The sequence below is a fragment of the Prevotella sp. khp1 genome, from assembly GCF_900102205.1.
GTDB classification, from domain to species: Bacteria; Bacteroidota; Bacteroidia; order Bacteroidales; family Bacteroidaceae; genus Prevotella; species Prevotella ruminicola.
In genome coordinates this window covers 348,040-365,649 of record NZ_FNJZ01000003.1, presented here as the reverse complement: position 1 = coordinate 365,649, position 17,610 = coordinate 348,040, and the positions used below count along the sequence as shown (strand labels likewise).

General features: G+C 47.8%; 18 protein-coding genes. 4 read left to right on the top strand and 14 right to left on the bottom strand.

Annotated elements, in window-relative coordinates; translation table 11 throughout:
• Positions 1 to 14 precede the first annotated feature (14 nt).
• Positions 15 to 1,922 (top strand): RecQ family ATP-dependent DNA helicase, encoded by a 1,908-nt coding sequence (locus BLR73_RS10650; protein ID WP_091861873.1) that lies wholly within the window; start codon positions 15 to 17, stop codon positions 1,920 to 1,922.
• Between the two features lies 1 nt (position 1,923).
• Here BLR73_RS10650 and BLR73_RS10645 read toward each other — a convergent pair whose 3' ends face one another.
• The 8 genes from BLR73_RS10645 to BLR73_RS10610 form a co-directional block, all read right to left on the bottom strand.
• Positions 1,924 to 3,375: an amidophosphoribosyltransferase gene (locus BLR73_RS10645; protein ID WP_033151234.1), complete on the bottom strand. Its 1,452-nt coding sequence runs from the start codon at positions 3,373 to 3,375 to the stop codon at positions 1,924 to 1,926.
• A gap of 5 nt (positions 3,376 to 3,380) precedes the next feature.
• Positions 3,381 to 3,845, bottom strand: coding sequence for a MaoC family dehydratase (locus tag BLR73_RS10640; protein ID WP_013065248.1), 465 nt, complete (start codon positions 3,843 to 3,845; stop codon positions 3,381 to 3,383).
• A 54-nt stretch (positions 3,846 to 3,899) separates the two neighbouring features.
• Positions 3,900 to 4,949, bottom strand: a complete 1,050-nt coding sequence (gene ilvC, locus BLR73_RS10635; RefSeq protein WP_033151233.1) for a ketol-acid reductoisomerase — start codon at positions 4,947 to 4,949, stop codon at positions 3,900 to 3,902.
• A 215-nt stretch (positions 4,950 to 5,164) separates the two neighbouring features.
• The gene (locus BLR73_RS10630) at positions 5,165 to 5,611 is read right to left on the bottom strand and encodes a GAF domain-containing protein (protein WP_091861870.1); all 447 of its coding nucleotides are present in this window, start codon (positions 5,609 to 5,611) and stop codon (positions 5,165 to 5,167) included.
• A gap of 27 nt (positions 5,612 to 5,638) precedes the next feature.
• Complete coding sequence (locus BLR73_RS10625; RefSeq protein ID WP_091861868.1) at positions 5,639 to 6,346, bottom strand: SDR family NAD(P)-dependent oxidoreductase; 708 nt, start codon at positions 6,344 to 6,346, stop codon at positions 5,639 to 5,641.
• On the bottom strand, positions 6,339 to 7,742 hold the full coding sequence (locus BLR73_RS10620; RefSeq protein WP_041385587.1) for a C1 family peptidase: 1,404 nt from the start codon (positions 7,740 to 7,742) through the stop codon (positions 6,339 to 6,341). The genes BLR73_RS10625 and BLR73_RS10620 overlap by 8 nt, the downstream gene beginning before the upstream one ends.
• Positions 7,743 to 7,746: 4 nt before the next feature.
• Complete coding sequence (locus BLR73_RS10615) at positions 7,747 to 8,628, bottom strand: M48 family metallopeptidase (RefSeq protein ID WP_091861865.1); 882 nt, start codon at positions 8,626 to 8,628, stop codon at positions 7,747 to 7,749.
• A gap of 152 nt (positions 8,629 to 8,780) precedes the next feature.
• A complete protein-coding gene (locus BLR73_RS10610) occupies positions 8,781 to 9,143 on the bottom strand; it encodes a hypothetical protein (RefSeq protein WP_013065240.1) in 363 nt (120 codons plus the stop codon).
• Positions 9,144 to 9,428: 285 nt separating this feature from the next.
• Between BLR73_RS10610 and BLR73_RS10605 the strand changes: the two genes are divergently transcribed.
• Both BLR73_RS10605 and aroC read left to right on the top strand, forming a co-directional pair.
• Positions 9,429 to 10,043 (top strand): FKBP-type peptidyl-prolyl cis-trans isomerase, encoded by a 615-nt coding sequence (locus BLR73_RS10605; RefSeq protein WP_074761562.1) that lies wholly within the window; start codon positions 9,429 to 9,431, stop codon positions 10,041 to 10,043.
• Positions 10,044 to 10,069: 26 nt separating this feature from the next.
• Positions 10,070 to 11,155 carry a chorismate synthase gene (aroC, locus tag BLR73_RS10600; protein ID WP_091861862.1) on the top strand — a complete coding sequence of 362 codons (1,086 nt, stop codon included), beginning with the start codon at positions 10,070 to 10,072 and terminating at the stop codon, positions 11,153 to 11,155.
• A 197-nt stretch (positions 11,156 to 11,352) separates the two neighbouring features.
• Here the strand turns inward: aroC and BLR73_RS10595 are convergent, their stop codons facing one another.
• From BLR73_RS10595 to holA, 4 genes are all read right to left on the bottom strand, one after another.
• Positions 11,353 to 12,258, bottom strand: coding sequence for a dihydroorotate dehydrogenase (locus BLR73_RS10595; RefSeq protein ID WP_091861859.1), 906 nt, complete (start codon positions 12,256 to 12,258; stop codon positions 11,353 to 11,355).
• Positions 12,246 to 13,019 (bottom strand): dihydroorotate dehydrogenase electron transfer subunit, encoded by a 774-nt coding sequence (locus tag BLR73_RS10590; RefSeq protein WP_091861856.1) that lies wholly within the window; start codon positions 13,017 to 13,019, stop codon positions 12,246 to 12,248. Before BLR73_RS10590 ends, BLR73_RS10595 begins: the two co-directional genes overlap by 13 nt.
• 57 nt (positions 13,020 to 13,076) lie before the next feature.
• Positions 13,077 to 13,565, bottom strand: coding sequence for a helix-turn-helix domain-containing protein (locus tag BLR73_RS10585; RefSeq protein WP_091861853.1), 489 nt, complete (start codon positions 13,563 to 13,565; stop codon positions 13,077 to 13,079).
• Between the two features lie 775 nt (positions 13,566 to 14,340).
• Complete coding sequence (gene holA, locus BLR73_RS10580) at positions 14,341 to 15,369, bottom strand: DNA polymerase III subunit delta (RefSeq protein WP_041385583.1); 1,029 nt, start codon at positions 15,367 to 15,369, stop codon at positions 14,341 to 14,343.
• Between the two features lie 48 nt (positions 15,370 to 15,417).
• Between holA and BLR73_RS10575 the strand changes: the two genes are divergently transcribed.
• Positions 15,418 to 15,867 (top strand): type I restriction enzyme HsdR N-terminal domain-containing protein, encoded by a 450-nt coding sequence (locus BLR73_RS10575; protein WP_013065492.1) that lies wholly within the window; start codon positions 15,418 to 15,420, stop codon positions 15,865 to 15,867.
• 9 nt (positions 15,868 to 15,876) lie between these two features.
• Here the strand turns inward: BLR73_RS10575 and BLR73_RS10570 are convergent, their stop codons facing one another.
• Together BLR73_RS10570 and BLR73_RS10565 are read right to left on the bottom strand one after the other, a co-directional pair.
• Positions 15,877 to 16,734, bottom strand: coding sequence for a zinc ribbon domain-containing protein (locus BLR73_RS10570; RefSeq protein ID WP_091861851.1), 858 nt, complete (start codon positions 16,732 to 16,734; stop codon positions 15,877 to 15,879).
• Positions 16,735 to 16,750: 16 nt separating this feature from the next.
• Positions 16,751 to 17,536: a Nif3-like dinuclear metal center hexameric protein gene (locus BLR73_RS10565; protein ID WP_091861848.1), complete on the bottom strand. Its 786-nt coding sequence runs from the start codon at positions 17,534 to 17,536 to the stop codon at positions 16,751 to 16,753.
• Positions 17,537 to 17,610: the final 74 nt, after the last annotated feature.

Genomic DNA, 17,610 nt, shown 5'->3' with positions numbered 1-17,610 from the left:
TAATCATTTGACAATTGACAATTGATAATTATAGGGAGATTCTCCATCGCTACTGGGGCTACGATGATTTCCGCGGTATTCAGCGCGAAATCATCGAGTCTATCGGTAGTGGCCACGATACATTAGGACTGATGCCTACAGGTGGTGGTAAATCCATTACCTTCCAGGTGCCAGCTTTGGCACACGAGGGTACTTGCATTGTGATTACCCCGCTGATAGCCCTGATGAAGGACCAAGTTGAGAATCTGCGCCGCAGAGGGATTAAAGCAGCCGCTATCTACAGCGGACTTACCCACGAAGAAATCATTGTAACACTCGAAAACGCCATCTTTGGCGCCATCAAGCTGCTCTACGTTTCACCAGAGCGACTCTCATCCGACTTATTCCAAACCAAGCTCCGCCACATGAAGGTGAGCTTTATTACGGTCGACGAAGCCCACTGTATTTCGCAATGGGGTTACGATTTCCGTCCCTCATACCTGCAGATAGCCCAGATACGCAAACTGGTGCCTGGCGTGCCCGTATTGGCTCTTACTGCCACAGCCACGCCACAAGTGGTTGACGATATCCAAGCAAAATTGACGGGTGATTTCAACGTGTTCAAGATGAGCTTTGAACGCAAGAATCTGGCTTATGTGGTAAGGCATGCTGAGGATAAGACAGAACAGCTGATACACATTCTGAAACACGTGAAGGGCTCGGCTATTGTGTATGCCCGCAGTCGCCAGCGCACTAAGGAGTTTTCGCAGATTATCAGCGAGGCCGGCATCACATCCACATTCTATCATGCAGGCCTTGATGCCAACACGAAAGATGAGCGACAGCGCGAGTGGCAGGAAAACAAGTATCGTGTAATGGTGGCCACCAACGCCTTTGGCATGGGTATCGACAAGCCCGATGTACGCGTGGTGATACATATGGATTGTCCGGATAGTATCGAGGCCTATTTCCAAGAGGCAGGGCGTGCTGGTCGCGATGGTTTCAAGGCGTATGCTGTGCTGCTGTATAACCGTCACGACGAAACCAAACTGAAAAAACGCATTACCGACACCTTCCCTGATAAGGATTACATCCGCCAGGTTTATGAGCATCTGGCCTATTATTATCAGATAGGTGTGGGCTCGGGTTATAACCATACGTTCGAGTTTAATATCGATAAGTTCTGCCACAACTTCAACCACTTCCCTATCCGAGTTGATTCGGCCCTTAAGATTCTGCAGCGCGCAGGCTATCTGGAATATACCGAAGAGCAGGACAACAAGGCACGCGTTATGTTTACCGTGAGCCGTAACGACCTGTATCGATTGGAAAACAACAGTCCGAACGAAGAGGCTATCATCACGGCCCTGCTGCGCAACTACGGCGGCCTGTTTACCGATTACAATTTTATCGACGAGGCTTTCCTGGCGCAGGCCACCAACTTAAAGCCACAGCAGGTTTACCTGATACTCAAGAGTTTGTCGCAGCGCCATATCCTGCACTTTATACCACAGAAGAAGACACCTTACATACGCTACACCCAGCGACGCGAGGATAAGGAGTTTATACAGCTGATGCCTGAGGTGTACGAAGAGCGCAAAGTACAGTTCGAAGCACATATTCAGGCTATGATTCGCTACGCTACCAACGATAAGGTGTGCCGTAGCCGACAACTGTTACGCTATTTTGGCGAGGAGAACAATCATAATTGCGAGCAGTGCGATGTATGTCTGGCTCATCGCGCTGAGGGCATGGTGGTTGAAGCCCGCCTAAATGCGGCTGCCCAGAAAATCCTGCAGTTGCTGGATGATGGCAAACCCCACTTTATTACCGAATTAAAAAGCATCGAGCTGCCCGTAAGCGAACTCGATGCTGCAATTGAATATCTCACAGACGAAGAATATATCATCCGACTGGAGGATGGTTGTATCGCAAAGTCTTAAATCAGAAATCCAACTTAAGCTGACGATCGTCTTCCTTATCATGCTCGTGACAGTAGCTACTGCCATCAAAGCAGTGTGTGCACACGCGGCACTTGTCCATACCAATGCTCTTAACCAGATCCTCGAGCTTAGCAAACTTCAGCGAGGTAAGGCCCAGACGCTTGGCAATCTCATCTACCATACGCTTGTACTCAGGCGAGTCGGTGGTAGCATACTTCTCCAGGTTCTTCTTATCGTCGCCCTCAAAGTCCTTGATGATACGGCGTGTAATCAACTCCATATCGCTCTTTGACGAGGTAAAGCCGATGAATGGACAACCATAAACCAATGGAGGACAAGAGATACGGCAGTGCACCTCTTTAGCGCCATACTCAAAGAAAGTCTTTACGTTATCCTTGAGCTGTGTACCACGTACGATAGAGTCGTCGCAGAATACCACGCGCTGATCCTTCAGCAAAGCTGGGTTAGGTATCAGTTTCATCTTAGCCACCAGCGAACGGCGCTCCTGGTTGCCAGGAGTAAACGAACGGGGCCAGGTTGGTGTGTACTTCAGCACGGCACGCTTGTAAGGTACACCCTTACCCTCTGCATAACCGAGCGCCATACCGACACCCGAATCGGGCACACCGCAAACGCAGTCAACCTCAGTCTCATCCTTCTCACCCATCATCTTACCATTGGTCTCACGTACGTTTTCTACGTTGATACCATTATAATCTGATGCGGGGAAACCATAGTAAACCCAAAGGAACGAGCAGATCTGCTCACGTTTCCAAGGCTCCTGCAGTACCTCCAGCTTATCGGCAGTAAGGAATACTATCTCGCCAGGACCAAGGTCACGAACACGCTTATAGTCGAGATTGGGGAAACTGGTAGTCTCGCTACTTACGGCATAGGCGCCATCCTTCTGTCCGATAACGATAGGTGTGCGGCCCAGGAAGTCGCGGGCAGCAATAATACCCTTCTCGGTCAGAATCAGCATCGAGCACGATCCCTCAATCTTTTTGTACACCAGGTTGATACCTTCAACAAATGTGCGCCCCATATTGATAAGCAGGGCCACCAGTTCTGTCTGGTTGATGGTATTGGCCGAGTACTCGCTAAAGTGCATGCGGCGATCCAGTAGTTCTTGTGCTATCTCTTCCAGGTTGTTAATCTTCGCTACGGTAACTACGGCATAGCGGCCTAAGTGTGAGTTAACGAGTATGGGTTGTGGGTCGGTATCGCTAATTACGCCAATACCCTGTTTTCCTGAAAACGAGTCGAGTTCATCCTCAAACTTAGAACGGAAGTAATCACGCTCCAGGTTATGGATTTTACGACTAAAACCTTTCTCCTCATCGAATGTTACCAGTCCTGCACGCTTGGTACCCAGGTGCGAATTATAATCGGTGCCGTAGAACAAATCGTTTACACAGCACTTTGTGGAAATGGTTCCAAAAAATCCACCCATACCTATTAATTAAAATAATACAGGAACGAAGCGATACCCTCGAGTGCGGGTTTGCGCTGCCCCTCGATTTCAATTCTGAACTCAATCTCTGCCTTACAGATACCACGCAGGTTCTGAATGTTGTGCAACTTGGTGACCAAACGTACCTTTGAGCCTGTGATAACTGGCTGTCCGAATCGCATCTTGTCCATTCCGTAGTTAACCAGCATCTTGATGTTGTTCACCTCGATAATCTGGTCCCACATATAGGGCAACAGCGACAGGGTCAGATAGCCATGAGCGATAGTGCTCTGATACTGACTCTCCTTCTTGGCGCGCTCCACGTCAACGTGAATCCACTGATGGTCCAGTGTAGCGTCGGCAAAAAGATTAATACGGTCTTGGTCTACTTGCAGCCAGTCAGAAGCGCCGAGCTCCTCACCCAAGTGGGCTGCGAATTCATCGTACGAATTAATTACTAATTTTCCCATATCATATTTAAAAATGAATCACGGGGATGCGTGTGCACCCCCGTGATTGTAGTGTTATACGTCTTGGTTCTCAGGACGCAGCTTACGTACGGTCTCGCCAGCACGCCACATTTCCTGATTACGCATAGCCTCCAACTCTTTCTCCAGTCCAGCGCGGTAGTCGGGCTTCGAGTTAGCGTCGATGGTAATCTGTGCCTCGTTACCCGTCTGTACCGAGTAGTACAACCACTCCATAACGGGCTTGATAGCATCGTGGAATCGTGGAGCCCAGTCGAGCGCACCGCGCTGTGCGGTGGTCGAGCAGTTAGCATACATCCAGTCCATACCCTTAGCACCGAAGAGAGGGCCAAGGCTCTGGGTCAATTCCTCTACAGTCTCATTGAAAGCCTCTGAGGGAGAGTGTCCGTGCTCACGCAGTACCTCGTACTGAGCCAGCAGCAGTCCCTGAATGGCACCCATCAACGAACCACGCTCACCAGTCAAGTCTGATGTAGCCTCGCGCTCGAAGGTGGTCTCAAACATATATCCGGCACCGATACCGATACCAAAGGCCAGAGTCTTCTCCTTAGCCTTACCAGTAGCATCCTGATAAACAGCATACGAGCAGTTCAAACCACGACCCTCGCAGAACATAGTGCGCAGGCTGGTACCACTACCCTTAGGTGCAACCATAATTACGTCAACATCCTTTGGAGGAACTACACCTGTACGATCGCTCCAGTTGATGGCGAAACCGTGGCTGTAATAAAGAGTCTTGCCAGGCTTCAGATACTGTTTGATGGTGGGCCACTGCTGAATCTGACCAGCATCAGAGAGCAGCATGCAAAGGATAGTACCCTTCTCAGCGGCTTCCTCGATTGAGAACAGAGTCTCGCCAGGAACCCAACCGTCGGCCACAGCCTTGTCGTAGGTCTTGCCAGGGCGCTGACCCACAATCACATTAAATCCGTTATCACGCAGGTTGCAGGCCTGACCTGGTCCCTGAACGCCATAACCGATTACAGCGATGGTCTCATTTTTCAATACTTCACGTGCTTTCTCAAGTGAGAACTCTTTGCTGGTGACAACAGTTTCTGTTACGCCACCGAAATTCATTTGTGCCATATAGCTTTAAATTTTTACTCGGCTCGCCAATAAGCTTGCCAAGGAGTTGTACTTAATCCCTGCGTTCCGTGCCAGCCCTACCCGAGAGCCGTCGTCTTGTCAGTTCGCTCACACCCTACACGAGGATGCGACTTGGGCGTTAACTATTTAAATCGGGTGCAAATTTAAGCATTTCTGCCCACACTGCCAAAAATTTCTCTGCGTTTTTTTATTTTTTATTCGAACACCTTGACAATCTCTTCCAGCCACTGCTTGTCAACCTCATCGAATGTTGCCAAATCCTTGCTGTCGATGTCGAGTACAGCTATTATTTCGCCTTCGGCCGATCTTACAGGCACAACGATTTCCGAACGCGACTCGCTGCTGCAAGCGATATGACCGGGGAACTGTTCTACATCGGGCACCACAATGGTCTCGCCCTGTTTCCACGAGGTTCCGCATACGCCCTTGCCATAGCCGATATGCATGCAGGCCACAGGTCCCTGGAATGGCCCCAGTACCAACTCGCCGTTCTGTACACGATAGAATCCTGTCCACCAGAATCCCATCTCCAAATGTATAGCAGCTGCCACATTAGCCATCACAGCCACCTGATCGGTCTCACCAGCGCTCAGCGCCTTAATCTGCTGATGCAGCAACTGATATTTCTCTACCTTATTCATTATAATATAGTTTAGTTATAATCGATTTTACAATTTGATTCTACGCCAGATGCATCTGGGTATTCTGCGCCAAACGGCAGTCAGGATGCGATATTTCCAGTCGATCACACGGATGTGCTTATGATGTTCGATAGCACTCACAATCTCGCGTGCCACAGCCTGTGGCTTCAGCATCATGGGATAGTGGAACGTACCACTCAACAGGGCGGTATCCACAAAACCAGGACGGATATCAGTAAACCTGATATCGAGCTTTCGGGCGTTGGCCTGCTGCTCTAAGGCCTGCAGATACACGTTCTGCATGGCTTTGGTAGCCGAATAGGCTGGTGCGGGACCAAGCCCCTTGGTACCAGCGATAGAGGTGATGGCTGCAATATGCCCCCTGCCCTGCTGGGCAAAATAGCGATAGGCACAGCCAATCATACGGGTAAAGCCCAAGCCGTTGGTTTCAACTGTAGCCAACTCGATATCGGGCGTTAGTTCACGATTCTGCTTTCCGATACCCGAGGCATAGAAAAACAAATCCATACCACCCAGGCGATCAACCAACTGCATCAGCTTTTCGGGTGCATCAGCACTGGTCACATCAATCTGCTCCACATCGGCGGCGCCAATGGTTTGCAACAGGCCTAAACGACGAGCGGCCACGCCTACCGTCCAGCCGCGCTGGATGAATAGACGGGCCACTTCGAGTCCGATACCTGATGAGGCGCCTACAATAATAGCTTTACTCATCGGGCAAGAACAATGGGTCCTCGGGCATTACCATAACCGGTTTGGTATTGTATGCCTTCAGCAACTTCTCCGACACATACTTTTTATTTACAACCAAGCGGAACATATACTCACGGAACCAGTCGGCAGTCATAATCAGGCAGCCCTGCTGGCCGCTGGTAGCACCCCACGAGTTCTCAACCTTCCACTTAATGGGCTTACCCTGGTTATCCAGGTCGACAGCAGTCAATGTCATAGCGTGGGTAGAACCACTGTCAAAAGTAGAAATACGCTGAGCCTTGTCCATCTTAAAGGTAGTTCCGAATACCGATCCGTAGTCGAAATTATCTAACGAAGCATAGCCGCGCTTACGATCAAGCAACTTGCCTACATCGTACGAGCTATACATCTTACGGCCATCCTTCAGCGAGGCAATAGCCAACTGTTCAATCTCCTCCATAGGCAGGTTCAGATAGCGCCAGTTGCTTCCATCATAGGTGTGGCGATCATACTCTACCTCGTAAGTCTTGTAGTACTCGCGACGTGGGTCGTTCATCACCATAATGAAGGTGCCATTCAGATCGCCACCAACAACCTCCTGATAGAAACTCAGTGGAGTGTACTCCTTGGCCTCGCCCAGCTGGCGACCGTTCTTATCGTGGAAAGCGTAGGTGAACTTCTCAACGGGAACACCCAGTGTCAGCTTCAGCATGCGATAAATCTGACCCAGCATCTCAGTCTTAGCCTTCTGGATATCGGCAGCACTCTTTTTCTTAGCTACCATATCACGCAGCTGGAGTCCGAACTCACGCAGCTTCGACGAAATCAGGCTGCGAGCCTTCGAGGTGTTCTCGCTGGTAAAACTCTCAGGCATAATCTCCGAGGGAACCAGTCCGTATTTGGGTGCCAAGTCGGCCACACCGCAGAAAGTACCACCATCACCAATAGGCGAATGGAAGAAGAACTGCACACGCTGATCGTCCATAGGCTTCTTGGCGGTATCAATCACGCCCTGAAGCATCAGGTTCGACTTCTCCAACTGATCCCAGAAGAAGAGATAAGCCTGCGAGAACTCGATGCTTACTGAATCGGCCTGAGCCATATAGTTTGAACGCAGCACGTTCAGTCCGCTGAACATCCAGCAACGTCCAGATGATTTCTGGTCGGTAATCGACTGCTTACGGGTTTCAACCGAGAAATGAGTGTCGATAGGCAGGGCGGCCACCTTGTAGTTCTTGGCCAGCGCATCAATGCTCATACCATAGATGGCATTAGCGATAACACGCTCCTTGCCACACTGTTTCTGCTCCTTCTGGATTTCCTGTAACATCTGGGCAGAAATGCCTCCACCCTGTGTCTGCGCCTGTGCCATCATTGCGCAGGCAGCAAACGCGATAGTAATTGTACTTCTTTTCATTTATTTACTTCTTTTTTGTAGTTTTTTTAGTTGTAGTCTTTTTTGTGGTGGTTGTCTTCTTAGCCGTAGTGGTGGTCTTTGGCTTGTAGTACTTCTTAGCCTCGGGCAACCATCCCTGAATGTTCTTGATACGTGTAGCATCTGATGGGTGATCGCTCAGGAACTCAGATGTGTTGCTGGTGCTGGCCGATGCCATACGCTGCCAGAAAGTAACAGCAGCTTCAGGATTATAACCTGCCATCGCAGCAAAAATCAAACCCATGTAATCAGCCTCGCTCTCATGGCTACGCGAGTATTTAAGATTAAACAAGTTGATACCAGAGCTAACCACAGCCTGACCGACGGCAACAGTATTGCTGCCTACACCCAGAATGCTGGCCAGAGCACCTGCTCCCTGCACACCATACTGCTGCTTGATCTGGGTGCTCATCTGCTCGGCAGAGTGACGTGCTACAGCGTGGGCAATCTCATGTCCAAGCACGATAGCCAACGAAGCCTCATCCTGTGTGATAGGCAGGATACCTTCGTAAACCACAATCAGTCCGCCAGGCATACACCATGCGTTGGCCTGCTTATCGGCCACCAGGTTAAACTGCCACTTGTAGTTCTGCACATCGTTCTGCATACCGTTAGCATTCAGATAGCTTACCACAGCGTTGGCCAGATTCTGTCCCACGCGCTTAACCATAGCGGTTTTGGTGGCATCGGTAGAAAGCTTGGCTGTTTTCATAAACTCCTGATACTGCTGGGTCGACAGGCTCAGCATCTCACCATCGCTAACCATCAGATTCTGCTTACGTCCTGTGATAGGCACAGTACTTGTGGTACCGCAGCTAACCAGCACAGCGGCAACCATCGACATGAGTAAAAACTTAATTTTCTTCATACCTTGTTATGATATTATTTAGTTATTATCGTTTTCAGCGTGCAAAGTAAGCAAAAAAAATCGACATTTGCAAATTTTAAGCATAAAAATAGAGACATCCCAAAGGAATGCCTCTATAAAGAATGACCAATAATAACTAAAAAACTACGAATTTACTTGTTCAAACCACGGTTGTTGATAGTGGTGTTCAGCAGCAGCAGGTATGTACGCATCTGATCCTCGCTGAGTACGTAGCGCATACGCTTAACGTCGGTATCGATAGCGTGCTTAACCATAGCCTCGCGCTCGCTGTTGCTAGCCTGAGCTGCATATGAGATCTCAGTATTGAATACATTGTGGATGTTCTCAACAGCCTCGCGCTGGTCGATAGCCAGGTTCAGAACCTTTGAGAGCTTATCCATGTTTACGTCCATCTTGTAAGCCTCTACGTTTGCTACAGCGTTAGTGTTCTCACCCTCAGCAAATGCAGTTGTCATGCTCAGCATTGCTACCAATGTCATCATCATCTTTTTCATCTTTTTACCCTTTCTTTTTTTTACTCGGTGACTTTTTACAGCCAACCTACTTTTATACTTTAATTTGTTATCCTTTTGTCTTTTTGACGATGCAAAGGTACGGCGTTTTTTTGATACTCACAAGCATTTTTGTGTAATTGTGTGCGAACACAGCTCTTTTATTGATACATATCAAAGAAAGGCAGAAATAAGTATTTTTTTACTTTTTCCAATTAAACGTTCGTGTATTTGGCAGAAAATGCGTAACTTTGCAGGCTGAAACTAAATATATATATAATAGGTATAATGGAAGAGACAAAAAACAGATTCATGTCGGTTGTATACCAGTTGTACAGCCTGAAGGATGGCAAGAGTGAGCTTGAGGAGCAGACTGGCGATGACCGTCCATTTGAGTTTATCACCGGATTCAGCGTAGCACTCGATGCTTTCGAGGAGAAGGTAAAGGGTCTTGAAAAGGGCAGCGACTTTGATTTCGAGCTGGCTCCTGCTCAGGCATTCGGCGAGTATGTAGCTGAGGGCGTTCACAAGGTTAGCCGCGAGGTATTTACCGTTAACGGTCATTTCGATCACGACAACATCTTCGAGGGCGCTGTTATCACCCTGATGGACAACGAGGACCATCAGTTCATGGCTAAGGTGGTAAAGATCGAGGAAGACGGTGTTACCGTTGATACCAACCACCCATTGGCTGGCAAAACCCTGAACTTCAAGGGTAAGGTGATTGAGAACCGCGAGGCTACCGACGAGGAGATTCAGCACCTGATTAAGCATATGACAGGTGGATGCGGCGGTTGTGGTGGCTGCGGAGGCGACCACGAGGGCTGCAATCACGAAGGCTGCGATCACGAGCATCACCACCACGACGATGGCTGTGGTTGCGGTTGCGGACACTGTCACTAATCCATAAAAAAATTCCTCCTACCCCTATGCGCAACACATTTGGACACATATTCACACTCACAACCTTCGGCGAGAGTCATGGCGAGGCCGTTGGCGGCGTGATTGATGGCATGCCAGCCGGCATCGACATCGACATGGAGTTTATTCAGAGCGAACTGAATCGCCGTCGCCCTGGTCAGAGTGCTATCACCACCTCACGACAGGAAGCCGACCGTGTAGAACTGCTGAGCGGCGTGTTTGAGGGCAAATCTACAGGCTGCCCCATCGGATTCATCGTTCGTAACACCAATCAGCACTCCAACGATTACGAGAATATGCGCAATCTTTTCCGTCCATCGCATGCCGATTACACGTATTTCGAGAAGTACGGCATCCGCGATCATCGTGGTGGCGGCCGTTCATCGGCACGTATCACCATCAGCCGTTGCGTGGGCGGCGCATTGGCCAAACTGGTATTGCGCCAGAAGGGAATCAGTATTCAGGCCTACACATCACAGGTAGGCGATATTGCACTTGATAAGGATTACAGCCGCTACGACCTTAGTCTTACCGAGACTAACGCCGTACGTTGCCCCGACCAGCAGAAAGCAGCCGAAATGGAGGCGCTGATAGCAAAGGTAAAGGCCGAGGGCGACACCATTGGCGGTATCATTACTTGTGTGATTAAGGGATGCCCCATAGGCTTAGGCGAGCCTGAGTTCGATAAGTTGCACGCCTCGTTAGGTCAGGCCATGCTCAGCATCAATGCCGTTAAGGGCTTTGAATATGGTGATGGTTTCAACAGTGCCACCATGCGCGGCAGTCAGGTGAACGACGTGTTCGTACCATCAACTGGCGATCAGCAGCCCATCACCACCACAACCAATCACAGTGGCGGCATTCAGGGCGGCATCAGCAACGGGCAGGACATTTACTTCCGTGTGGCCTTTAAACCAGTAGCCACAATTCTTACCGAACAGCAAACGGTAGATAAGGAAGGAAATGCCACCACTTTCACTGCTCACGGGCGCCACGATCCGTGCGTTTTGCCCAGAGCAGTACCAGTTGTTGAATCGATGGCTGCAATGACAATTTTAGACTATATTTTACTGCGAAATGCGGTAATTTTATAGAAAAGGACACCCCGATTGCAAAAAAATGCAAAAAAGATTTGGTAGTTTCAAAAACTATGCGTATCTTTGCACCGCAATCAGGGATTTGGGAAAACCCCGGAATTGCTTTAGTTAAGTCTAGTTTAGTTTTTGTGTTGGTTGGGGGCTGCCGATTGGTAGCCCCCAAATTTTTATCTATACGGCACAAAAAAAAGGGGTTAAATAACCCCTATGATTTCGCTAACATCCTTACAGCCGTGTGCATCAAGCCACTCGTTAATGCCGTCCCTCACCTTGATACTTACTGCCGGATCCAGGAAGTTGGCTGTACCTATCTCGATGGCCGTTGCGCCAGCCATCAGGAACTCGATGGCATCCTTGGCACTACTAATGCCTCCTAAGCCTATTACAGGTATCTTAACGGCCTTAGCCACCTGCCATACCATACGCAGCGCCACAGGCTTTACACAAGGGCCACTCAATCCGCCTGTATTAATGCTCAACAGCGTTTTGCGCTTCTCGATATCAATAGCCATACCCATCAGCGTATTAATCAGCGAAACGCTATCAGCACCCTCAGCCTCTACAGCTCGCGCAATCTCAGCTATATCAGTTACATTAGGACTCAGCTTTACTATCAGCGTTTTGTGGTAACGCTGGCGCACAGCCTTTACCACGCTGGCAGCACCAACACAGGTAACACCAAAGGCCATACCTCCATCCTTTACGTTAGGACACGAGATATTCAGCTCGATGGCAGGGATATTCTCTAATGCATCGATACGGGCAGCACACTCAGCATAATCCTCAGGACTCGATCCGCTCACGTTTACAATCATATTGGTATCTATATCCTTAATCTGCGGATAAATGTGCTCACAGAAGTAATCTACGCCTTTATTCTGCAGTCCTACGCAGTTCAGCATACCGCTGGCTGTTTCGGCCATACGTGGATAGTCGTTTCCCTCACGTGGATTCAGGGTGGTTCCCTTCACAATAATACCACCGATACCATCCAGAGGCATCAGGTCGGCAAACTCCAATCCGTAGCCAAAAGTACCCGATGCAGTCATCACAGGGTTCTTCAGCTCCAAGTCAGCAATCTTTACATTTAGTCTTGCCATAACAGTTTCTTAATATTAAACACGGGTCCATCCTTACAAACACACAAATTGCCCTCGGTAGTCTTCTCTACGCAGCACAGGCAAGCACCCAGTCCGCAAGCCATCAGGTTCTCTAACGAGGCCTCACAGTCGATGCTATTCTGACGGGCATAACGAGCCACAGCCTTCATCATCGGCGTAGGGCCACAGGTACTGATACGGTCGAAACGCTCCTCGCTCAGCAGCGAGTGATTAGTTACAAAACCCTTCTCGCCCATCGATCCGTCCTCGGTTGTTACGTACACGCGCCCGTACATATTAAATATAGGCAGCATCAGCAGGTCGTTAGCCGTACGCGCTCCTAACAGAAAGGTAGGCTCAATACCCTGGCGCTTCATCTCGGCACCCATATACAGCAGTGGGGCCACTCCTACGCCACCACCAACCAACAGCACCTTTTCCCCAGCCTTGGCAGCAGTAAAGCCGTTGCCTAATGGCAGCACACAGTTAAGCGTGTCGCCAGGTTGCAGTTTAGCTAATGTTCGGGTTCCGTCGCCAACGGTAGCTACTAACAGCCAAAGCTCGTTGGCGTTGCGATCAACAAAGTTAATGGAAATGGGGCGGCGTAAAAAGGTAGATGTTGAACCATCTACACGCACCTCGACAAACTGACCGGGCAGCATATCGGGCAGAGGTTTATCATCAGTTAGTTTTATAAGTACATAACGCTGATGAATCTGCTCTACCTGCTTCACCTTGAGGTCAAGTATATACTTCTTCATACTTCAAATTTTTAATTCGGGTACAAAGGTACTATTATTTTTTGAAACCACAAAACTTTATTTCTTCGCAGGTACAAAAGTATCCCATGTCTGATCATCGTAAAACACACGAATCTCGATAACCTTACGCTGCGGTTTGTCAACGAATTTTACCTCCTCGCGAACAATTTCTTGGTGTGTATTACGTACACTATTATAATTTTGGGGCTGCTGAGCCACATTTTGGGGGGCTTGTACAGGTGCATCATCAAAATTCAACATCAGATTTTGCTCGATAGGGTGGGTACCAGGGGTACATTCAGCCTCCGAAAACAGATCCTGATCGGGAGTGTTTTGGGGCAGATACATGTCACCCGAACCAAACATCAACCAATCGGTATTGATGTTAGGAATTTTCTTTTTGATGGCTTCAACGATGTTTAGGGTAGGACGAGTACGACCGTTGAAGATGCTACTAAGGGTAGCTGGACTCTGACCGATGTAGTCGGCGAAGAGCTGTTGAGTCATGTGCTGGCTCTCCATAATTTGCCTGATTCTATCTTTCATTGCTGTAACTAAGTGCTTAATGGGGCTATTAGGCCCTGTTTTCTTTCAGTTTACAAAGGTAAAACAAAAAATTGAAATATACAACAAATGTAGATACAATTTAAGATTTTATAATTTTAGTTTATAGTTTTATATTTGTGAACCAAAAGATGTTTAGGAATAAATCGGGGCTTTATATTTTTAAACCTAAATTTGCGATTATAAATCTGTACAAAGGCTTATTTTAATGTTTTAAGCTAACTAATTGGGTATAAATAAGGTAGTTACATAAACTTTATACTTTTAAAACCTCTTTTGCAGCTTTCGGTTTAATAAGGTGGCTATTTCTGCAAGGTATTTATAAATAAATTACATAACTAATTGATATTTAACCATTTAAATGCACAATAATTAGTATGCATAAATATCAATATACAAAACAGAATCATAATATTTAGATATTAATATCCAAATTCAAATATCTGATTTAACCTTTTAAATCCTAAAATCAACATCCATAAATTAATAAATTCCTAAACAGGTATTCGGATTTAAGAATTTAAATCAACGGAATTAAATCCTAATAAATGTGAACATCGAATTCCACAAGCTCCAAAATTCCAGATTTTGCCATTTCTCGCGTATTCTGAACCATCGGTCGAAAAATTGGAAATACGCGAGTTTTGAGAGGGTACAAAATGCCGTAACTCCCCTATTTTACAGACATTTAGGCATAAAAAAGGCGCTCATCAAAAGCGCCATTTTTATAAATTCTAGAATAACATTTTGCCCTAAATTAGTGCAAAATGTAAAAAATCAGTTCTTTCATAAGCTCTCCAGCAGGTGTATTTGGGTTATCCAGACCCTTACTTTTGGCGTCAATCTCTCGCATCTTCGAAATGATCTGCATCACCTTCATTCCAGAGTAGTTTCGCATACCCGTCATATAGTCCTTGGCTTGCCATGGATTTTTGAATTCCAGCCACTCTGCAACGCCCTCCTGGCTCTTATTATTTGGCGCGTAAAACGCAATCATTAAATTCTGGAAGTAATTAAAGAGCAAAGGGAGAAACGAGTAGATGGAACCAGCCTTTGGATTTTCGTCAAAATATTTTATTATCTGATTTGCCTTAAAAACATTTCGGTTCACAATGGCATCGCGAAGTTCAAATCCATTAAACTCTTTGCTCACACCAATCTGCTCCTCAACCACCTGTGGGGTCACTACCCTATTCTCTTCGGGCAACGAAATGATCACTTTATCCAGCTCACCTGTCAGTCTACTCAAATCGGCGCCAATATTCTCGGCTATCATCTGAACCGATTTTGCATCAATCCTGATCTGGCGTTTTTTCAGATAGTTCTCAATAAAACCTGGCAACTCTCTATCCTTGAGTTTCATACTCTCAAACAGTATGCCGTGCGATTTGATAGCCTTCACGTACCCGGATTTTCTACCGTCAACCTTGCCGTTCTTATGGCACATCACCAAAACGGTGCTGGCCATAGGCTGCGCAAAATAGCGCTCAAGAGCCTCGGTATTCTTAATATTCTGCGCCTCTTTTACTATCACCACCTGGCGCTCGGCCATCATAGGATAGCGGCGTGCCAGGTCGGCTATCTGCGACGCATTTACGTCCGATCCGAACACCACAGTCTGGTTAAAATCACGTTCCTCAGGGCGTAATGCATGGTCGGCTATATAATCGGCAATCTTGTCGATATAATACGATTCGTCGCCCATCAGATAATAGACGGGCGCAAATTTTCCAGCCTCTAAATCGCGCATTATGCTCTCAAAACTCACATTTTTTGCCTCAGCCATGTTGCTATTTCATTTATTATTTGTAATTTTGCCTGCAAATTTACAAAAATGTTTCGATTAAACCTCCCTACATACGAAATAAAAATAGCCCAGCAGGGCAATAAACAGGTAATTTTCGACTTTTTACGCCGAAAATACGTAGCGCTGACACCCGAGGAGTGGGTTCGCCAGCATTTTGTGCATTATCTGGTTGAACACAAGGGTTACCCAGCCGGACTGATGGGCAACGAGATTGAACTGAGCGTGGGCGAGAAGCGTCTGCGTTGCGATACCGTATTATATAATAAGGTGGCAGCCCCACAGATGATTATCGAGTACAAAGCCCCACAAATAAAACTTCAGCAAAAGACGTTCAACCAAATATCGGCTTACAATCTTTTGCTGAAGGTAGATTATCTGATAGTTAGCAACGGCATGCAGCACATTTGCTGTAAGATGGATTATGCCAACCAAAAATATTACTTTTTAGAGGATATCCCCGACTATCAGAATTTATAACATTTCCGATTATTCCATATCGTTGGCATCGGTCGACTTCTTCGAGATCGAAGTCTTGCGGATAGAGCGCTTTGCACGACCCTTCTTCTCCTCGGTAGCACCTGTTGCCTTGTCGATCTTAACGCCTGCCAGCTCTGGGTCGATCATGATACGTCCGCAGTACTCGCAAACAATAATCTTCTTGTGCATCTTGATATCCAACTGGCGCTGGGGTGGAATCTTGTTAAAGCAACCACCGCAGGCATCACGCTGTACATAAACGATACCCAGACCGTTGCGAGCGTTTCTACGGATGCGCTTGAACGAAGTAAGCAAACGGCCCTCGATCTTAGCCTCGAGTGTCTTAACCTGCTCCTTCAGCTTCTCCTCCTCTACGCGAGTCTCTTCCATAATCTCCTCAAGCTCGTTCTTCTTAACCTCCAGGTCGCTCTGGCGCTCTGCAATCAGGGCCTCGCTGCTTTCCTGCTCACGCTGCTTGTCGGCAATCTTGTTGTTAGCCTCGCGAATCTTCTTATTACACAGCTCAATTTCCAGTGTCTGGAACTCAATCTCCTTCGAGAGTGTGTCGTATTCACGGTTGTTCTTAACCTCATCCAGCTGAGCCTTATAGCGCTCTACGCTGGCCTCGGCATCGGCAATCTCGCCCTTCTTCTGGCTGATAGCTCTCTGGTAGTCCGCAATCTCGTTTGCAATCTTCTCAACACGAGTGGTCAAACCCTCAATCTCGTCTTCCAGGTCTTGTACTTCCAGGGGCAGCTCACCGCGCAACATACGCTTCTCGTCAATAGCCGAGAGGGCGGTCTGCAACTGATACAGCGTCTTCAGGCGCTCTTCAACTGACAGTTCTGATGGATCTTTCTTTGCCATAATTCTACTAATTTATTTAAATATACAATATTGGATTCGTACATGTTTCGGCTATGCAGGTTTTTACGCCGGGGCACTCTTTCCGGATAATCTCCTCAAAGATTTCGGCAGTGTACTGTTCGCTCTGATAGTGACCTATCACGCAAATCTGTATCTGCTGCTCGTAGCCAAAGTACTGATGGTAGTGCATCTCGCCAGTAATAAACGCATCAGCCTGATTCTCAACGGCCTCGTCGAGCAGAAAATCGCCCGCACCACCGCAGATGGCTACGCGCTTAATGGGACGGCGCAGCAACTCGTTGCACATCGCACACTCCACACCAAAGGCTTTCTTCACACCAATAATAAAGTCGTCGGCAGCCATCGCTTCGGGCAACTCGCCCACTACCCCACTGCCAGCCTCAATGCCGTCAACCTGCTTCTGCGCGAAAAACGCCACATTCTGCAGACCCAGCTTCTGGGCTATCTTAAAGTTCACGCCGCCACGGGCATTATCCATATTGGTGTGCATCGATACCACCGCTATGCCCTGCTTAATAGCACGCATCACGGTGCGCTGAACGTCGGTCAGATCGCTGATGGTTTTCAAGCCACGAAACAACAGCGGATGGTGGCTTACAATCAGATTGCAACCCTTCGCCATAGCCTCGTCAACGATACGTTCGTTCACGTCCAGACACAATAATGCCCCTGAAACCTCCGTCTCTGTCAGTCCCAGTTGCAAGCCAGCATTATCCCAACTTTCCTGCAAGGGCAGAGGCGCGAAACGTTCAAGGGCGCTCAGCACTTCTTTTATCTTCACGGCTGCAAAATTACAAAGAATAATTGAAACGCGCGCGAGCGGCCTCTCTTTGTTATACATTTTTAACCAAAAAC

Bases quoted from the DNA above. Each gene is read 5' to 3' on its own strand.
- BLR73_RS10620 (WP_041385587.1), bottom strand. From the start codon at position 7,742: ATGAAAAGAAGTACAATTACTATCGCGTTTGCTGCCTGCGCAATGATG.
- BLR73_RS10585 (WP_091861853.1), bottom strand. From the start codon at position 13,565: ATGAAAGATAGAATCAGGCAAATTATGGAGAGCCAGCACATGACTCAA.
- BLR73_RS10640 (WP_013065248.1), bottom strand. From the start codon at position 3,845: ATGGGAAAATTAGTAATTAATTCGTACGATGAATTCGCAGCCCACTTG.
- BLR73_RS10630 (WP_091861870.1), bottom strand. From the start codon at position 5,611: ATGAATAAGGTAGAGAAATATCAGTTGCTGCATCAGCAGATTAAGGCG.
- BLR73_RS10645 (WP_033151234.1), bottom strand. From the start codon at position 3,375: ATGGGTGGATTTTTTGGAACCATTTCCACAAAGTGCTGTGTAAACGAT.
- holA (WP_041385583.1), bottom strand. From the start codon at position 15,369: ATGGCTGAGGCAAAAAATGTGAGTTTTGAGAGCATAATGCGCGATTTA.
- BLR73_RS10615 (WP_091861865.1), bottom strand. From the start codon at position 8,628: ATGAAGAAAATTAAGTTTTTACTCATGTCGATGGTTGCCGCTGTGCTG.
- BLR73_RS10610 (WP_013065240.1), bottom strand. From the start codon at position 9,143: ATGAAAAAGATGATGATGACATTGGTAGCAATGCTGAGCATGACAACT.
- BLR73_RS10595 (WP_091861859.1), bottom strand. From the start codon at position 12,258: ATGGCAAGACTAAATGTAAAGATTGCTGACTTGGAGCTGAAGAACCCT.
- ilvC (WP_033151233.1), bottom strand. From the start codon at position 4,949: ATGGCACAAATGAATTTCGGTGGCGTAACAGAAACTGTTGTCACCAGC.
- BLR73_RS10570 (WP_091861851.1), bottom strand. From the start codon at position 16,734: ATGGCAAAGAAAGATCCATCAGAACTGTCAGTTGAAGAGCGCCTGAAG.
- BLR73_RS10590 (WP_091861856.1), bottom strand. From the start codon at position 13,019: ATGAAGAAGTATATACTTGACCTCAAGGTGAAGCAGGTAGAGCAGATT.
- BLR73_RS10575 (WP_013065492.1), top strand. From the start codon at position 15,418: ATGTTTCGATTAAACCTCCCTACATACGAAATAAAAATAGCCCAGCAG.
- BLR73_RS10605 (WP_074761562.1), top strand. From the start codon at position 9,429: ATGGAAGAGACAAAAAACAGATTCATGTCGGTTGTATACCAGTTGTAC.
- aroC (WP_091861862.1), top strand. From the start codon at position 10,070: ATGCGCAACACATTTGGACACATATTCACACTCACAACCTTCGGCGAG.
- BLR73_RS10625 (WP_091861868.1), bottom strand. From the start codon at position 6,346: ATGAGTAAAGCTATTATTGTAGGCGCCTCATCAGGTATCGGACTCGAA.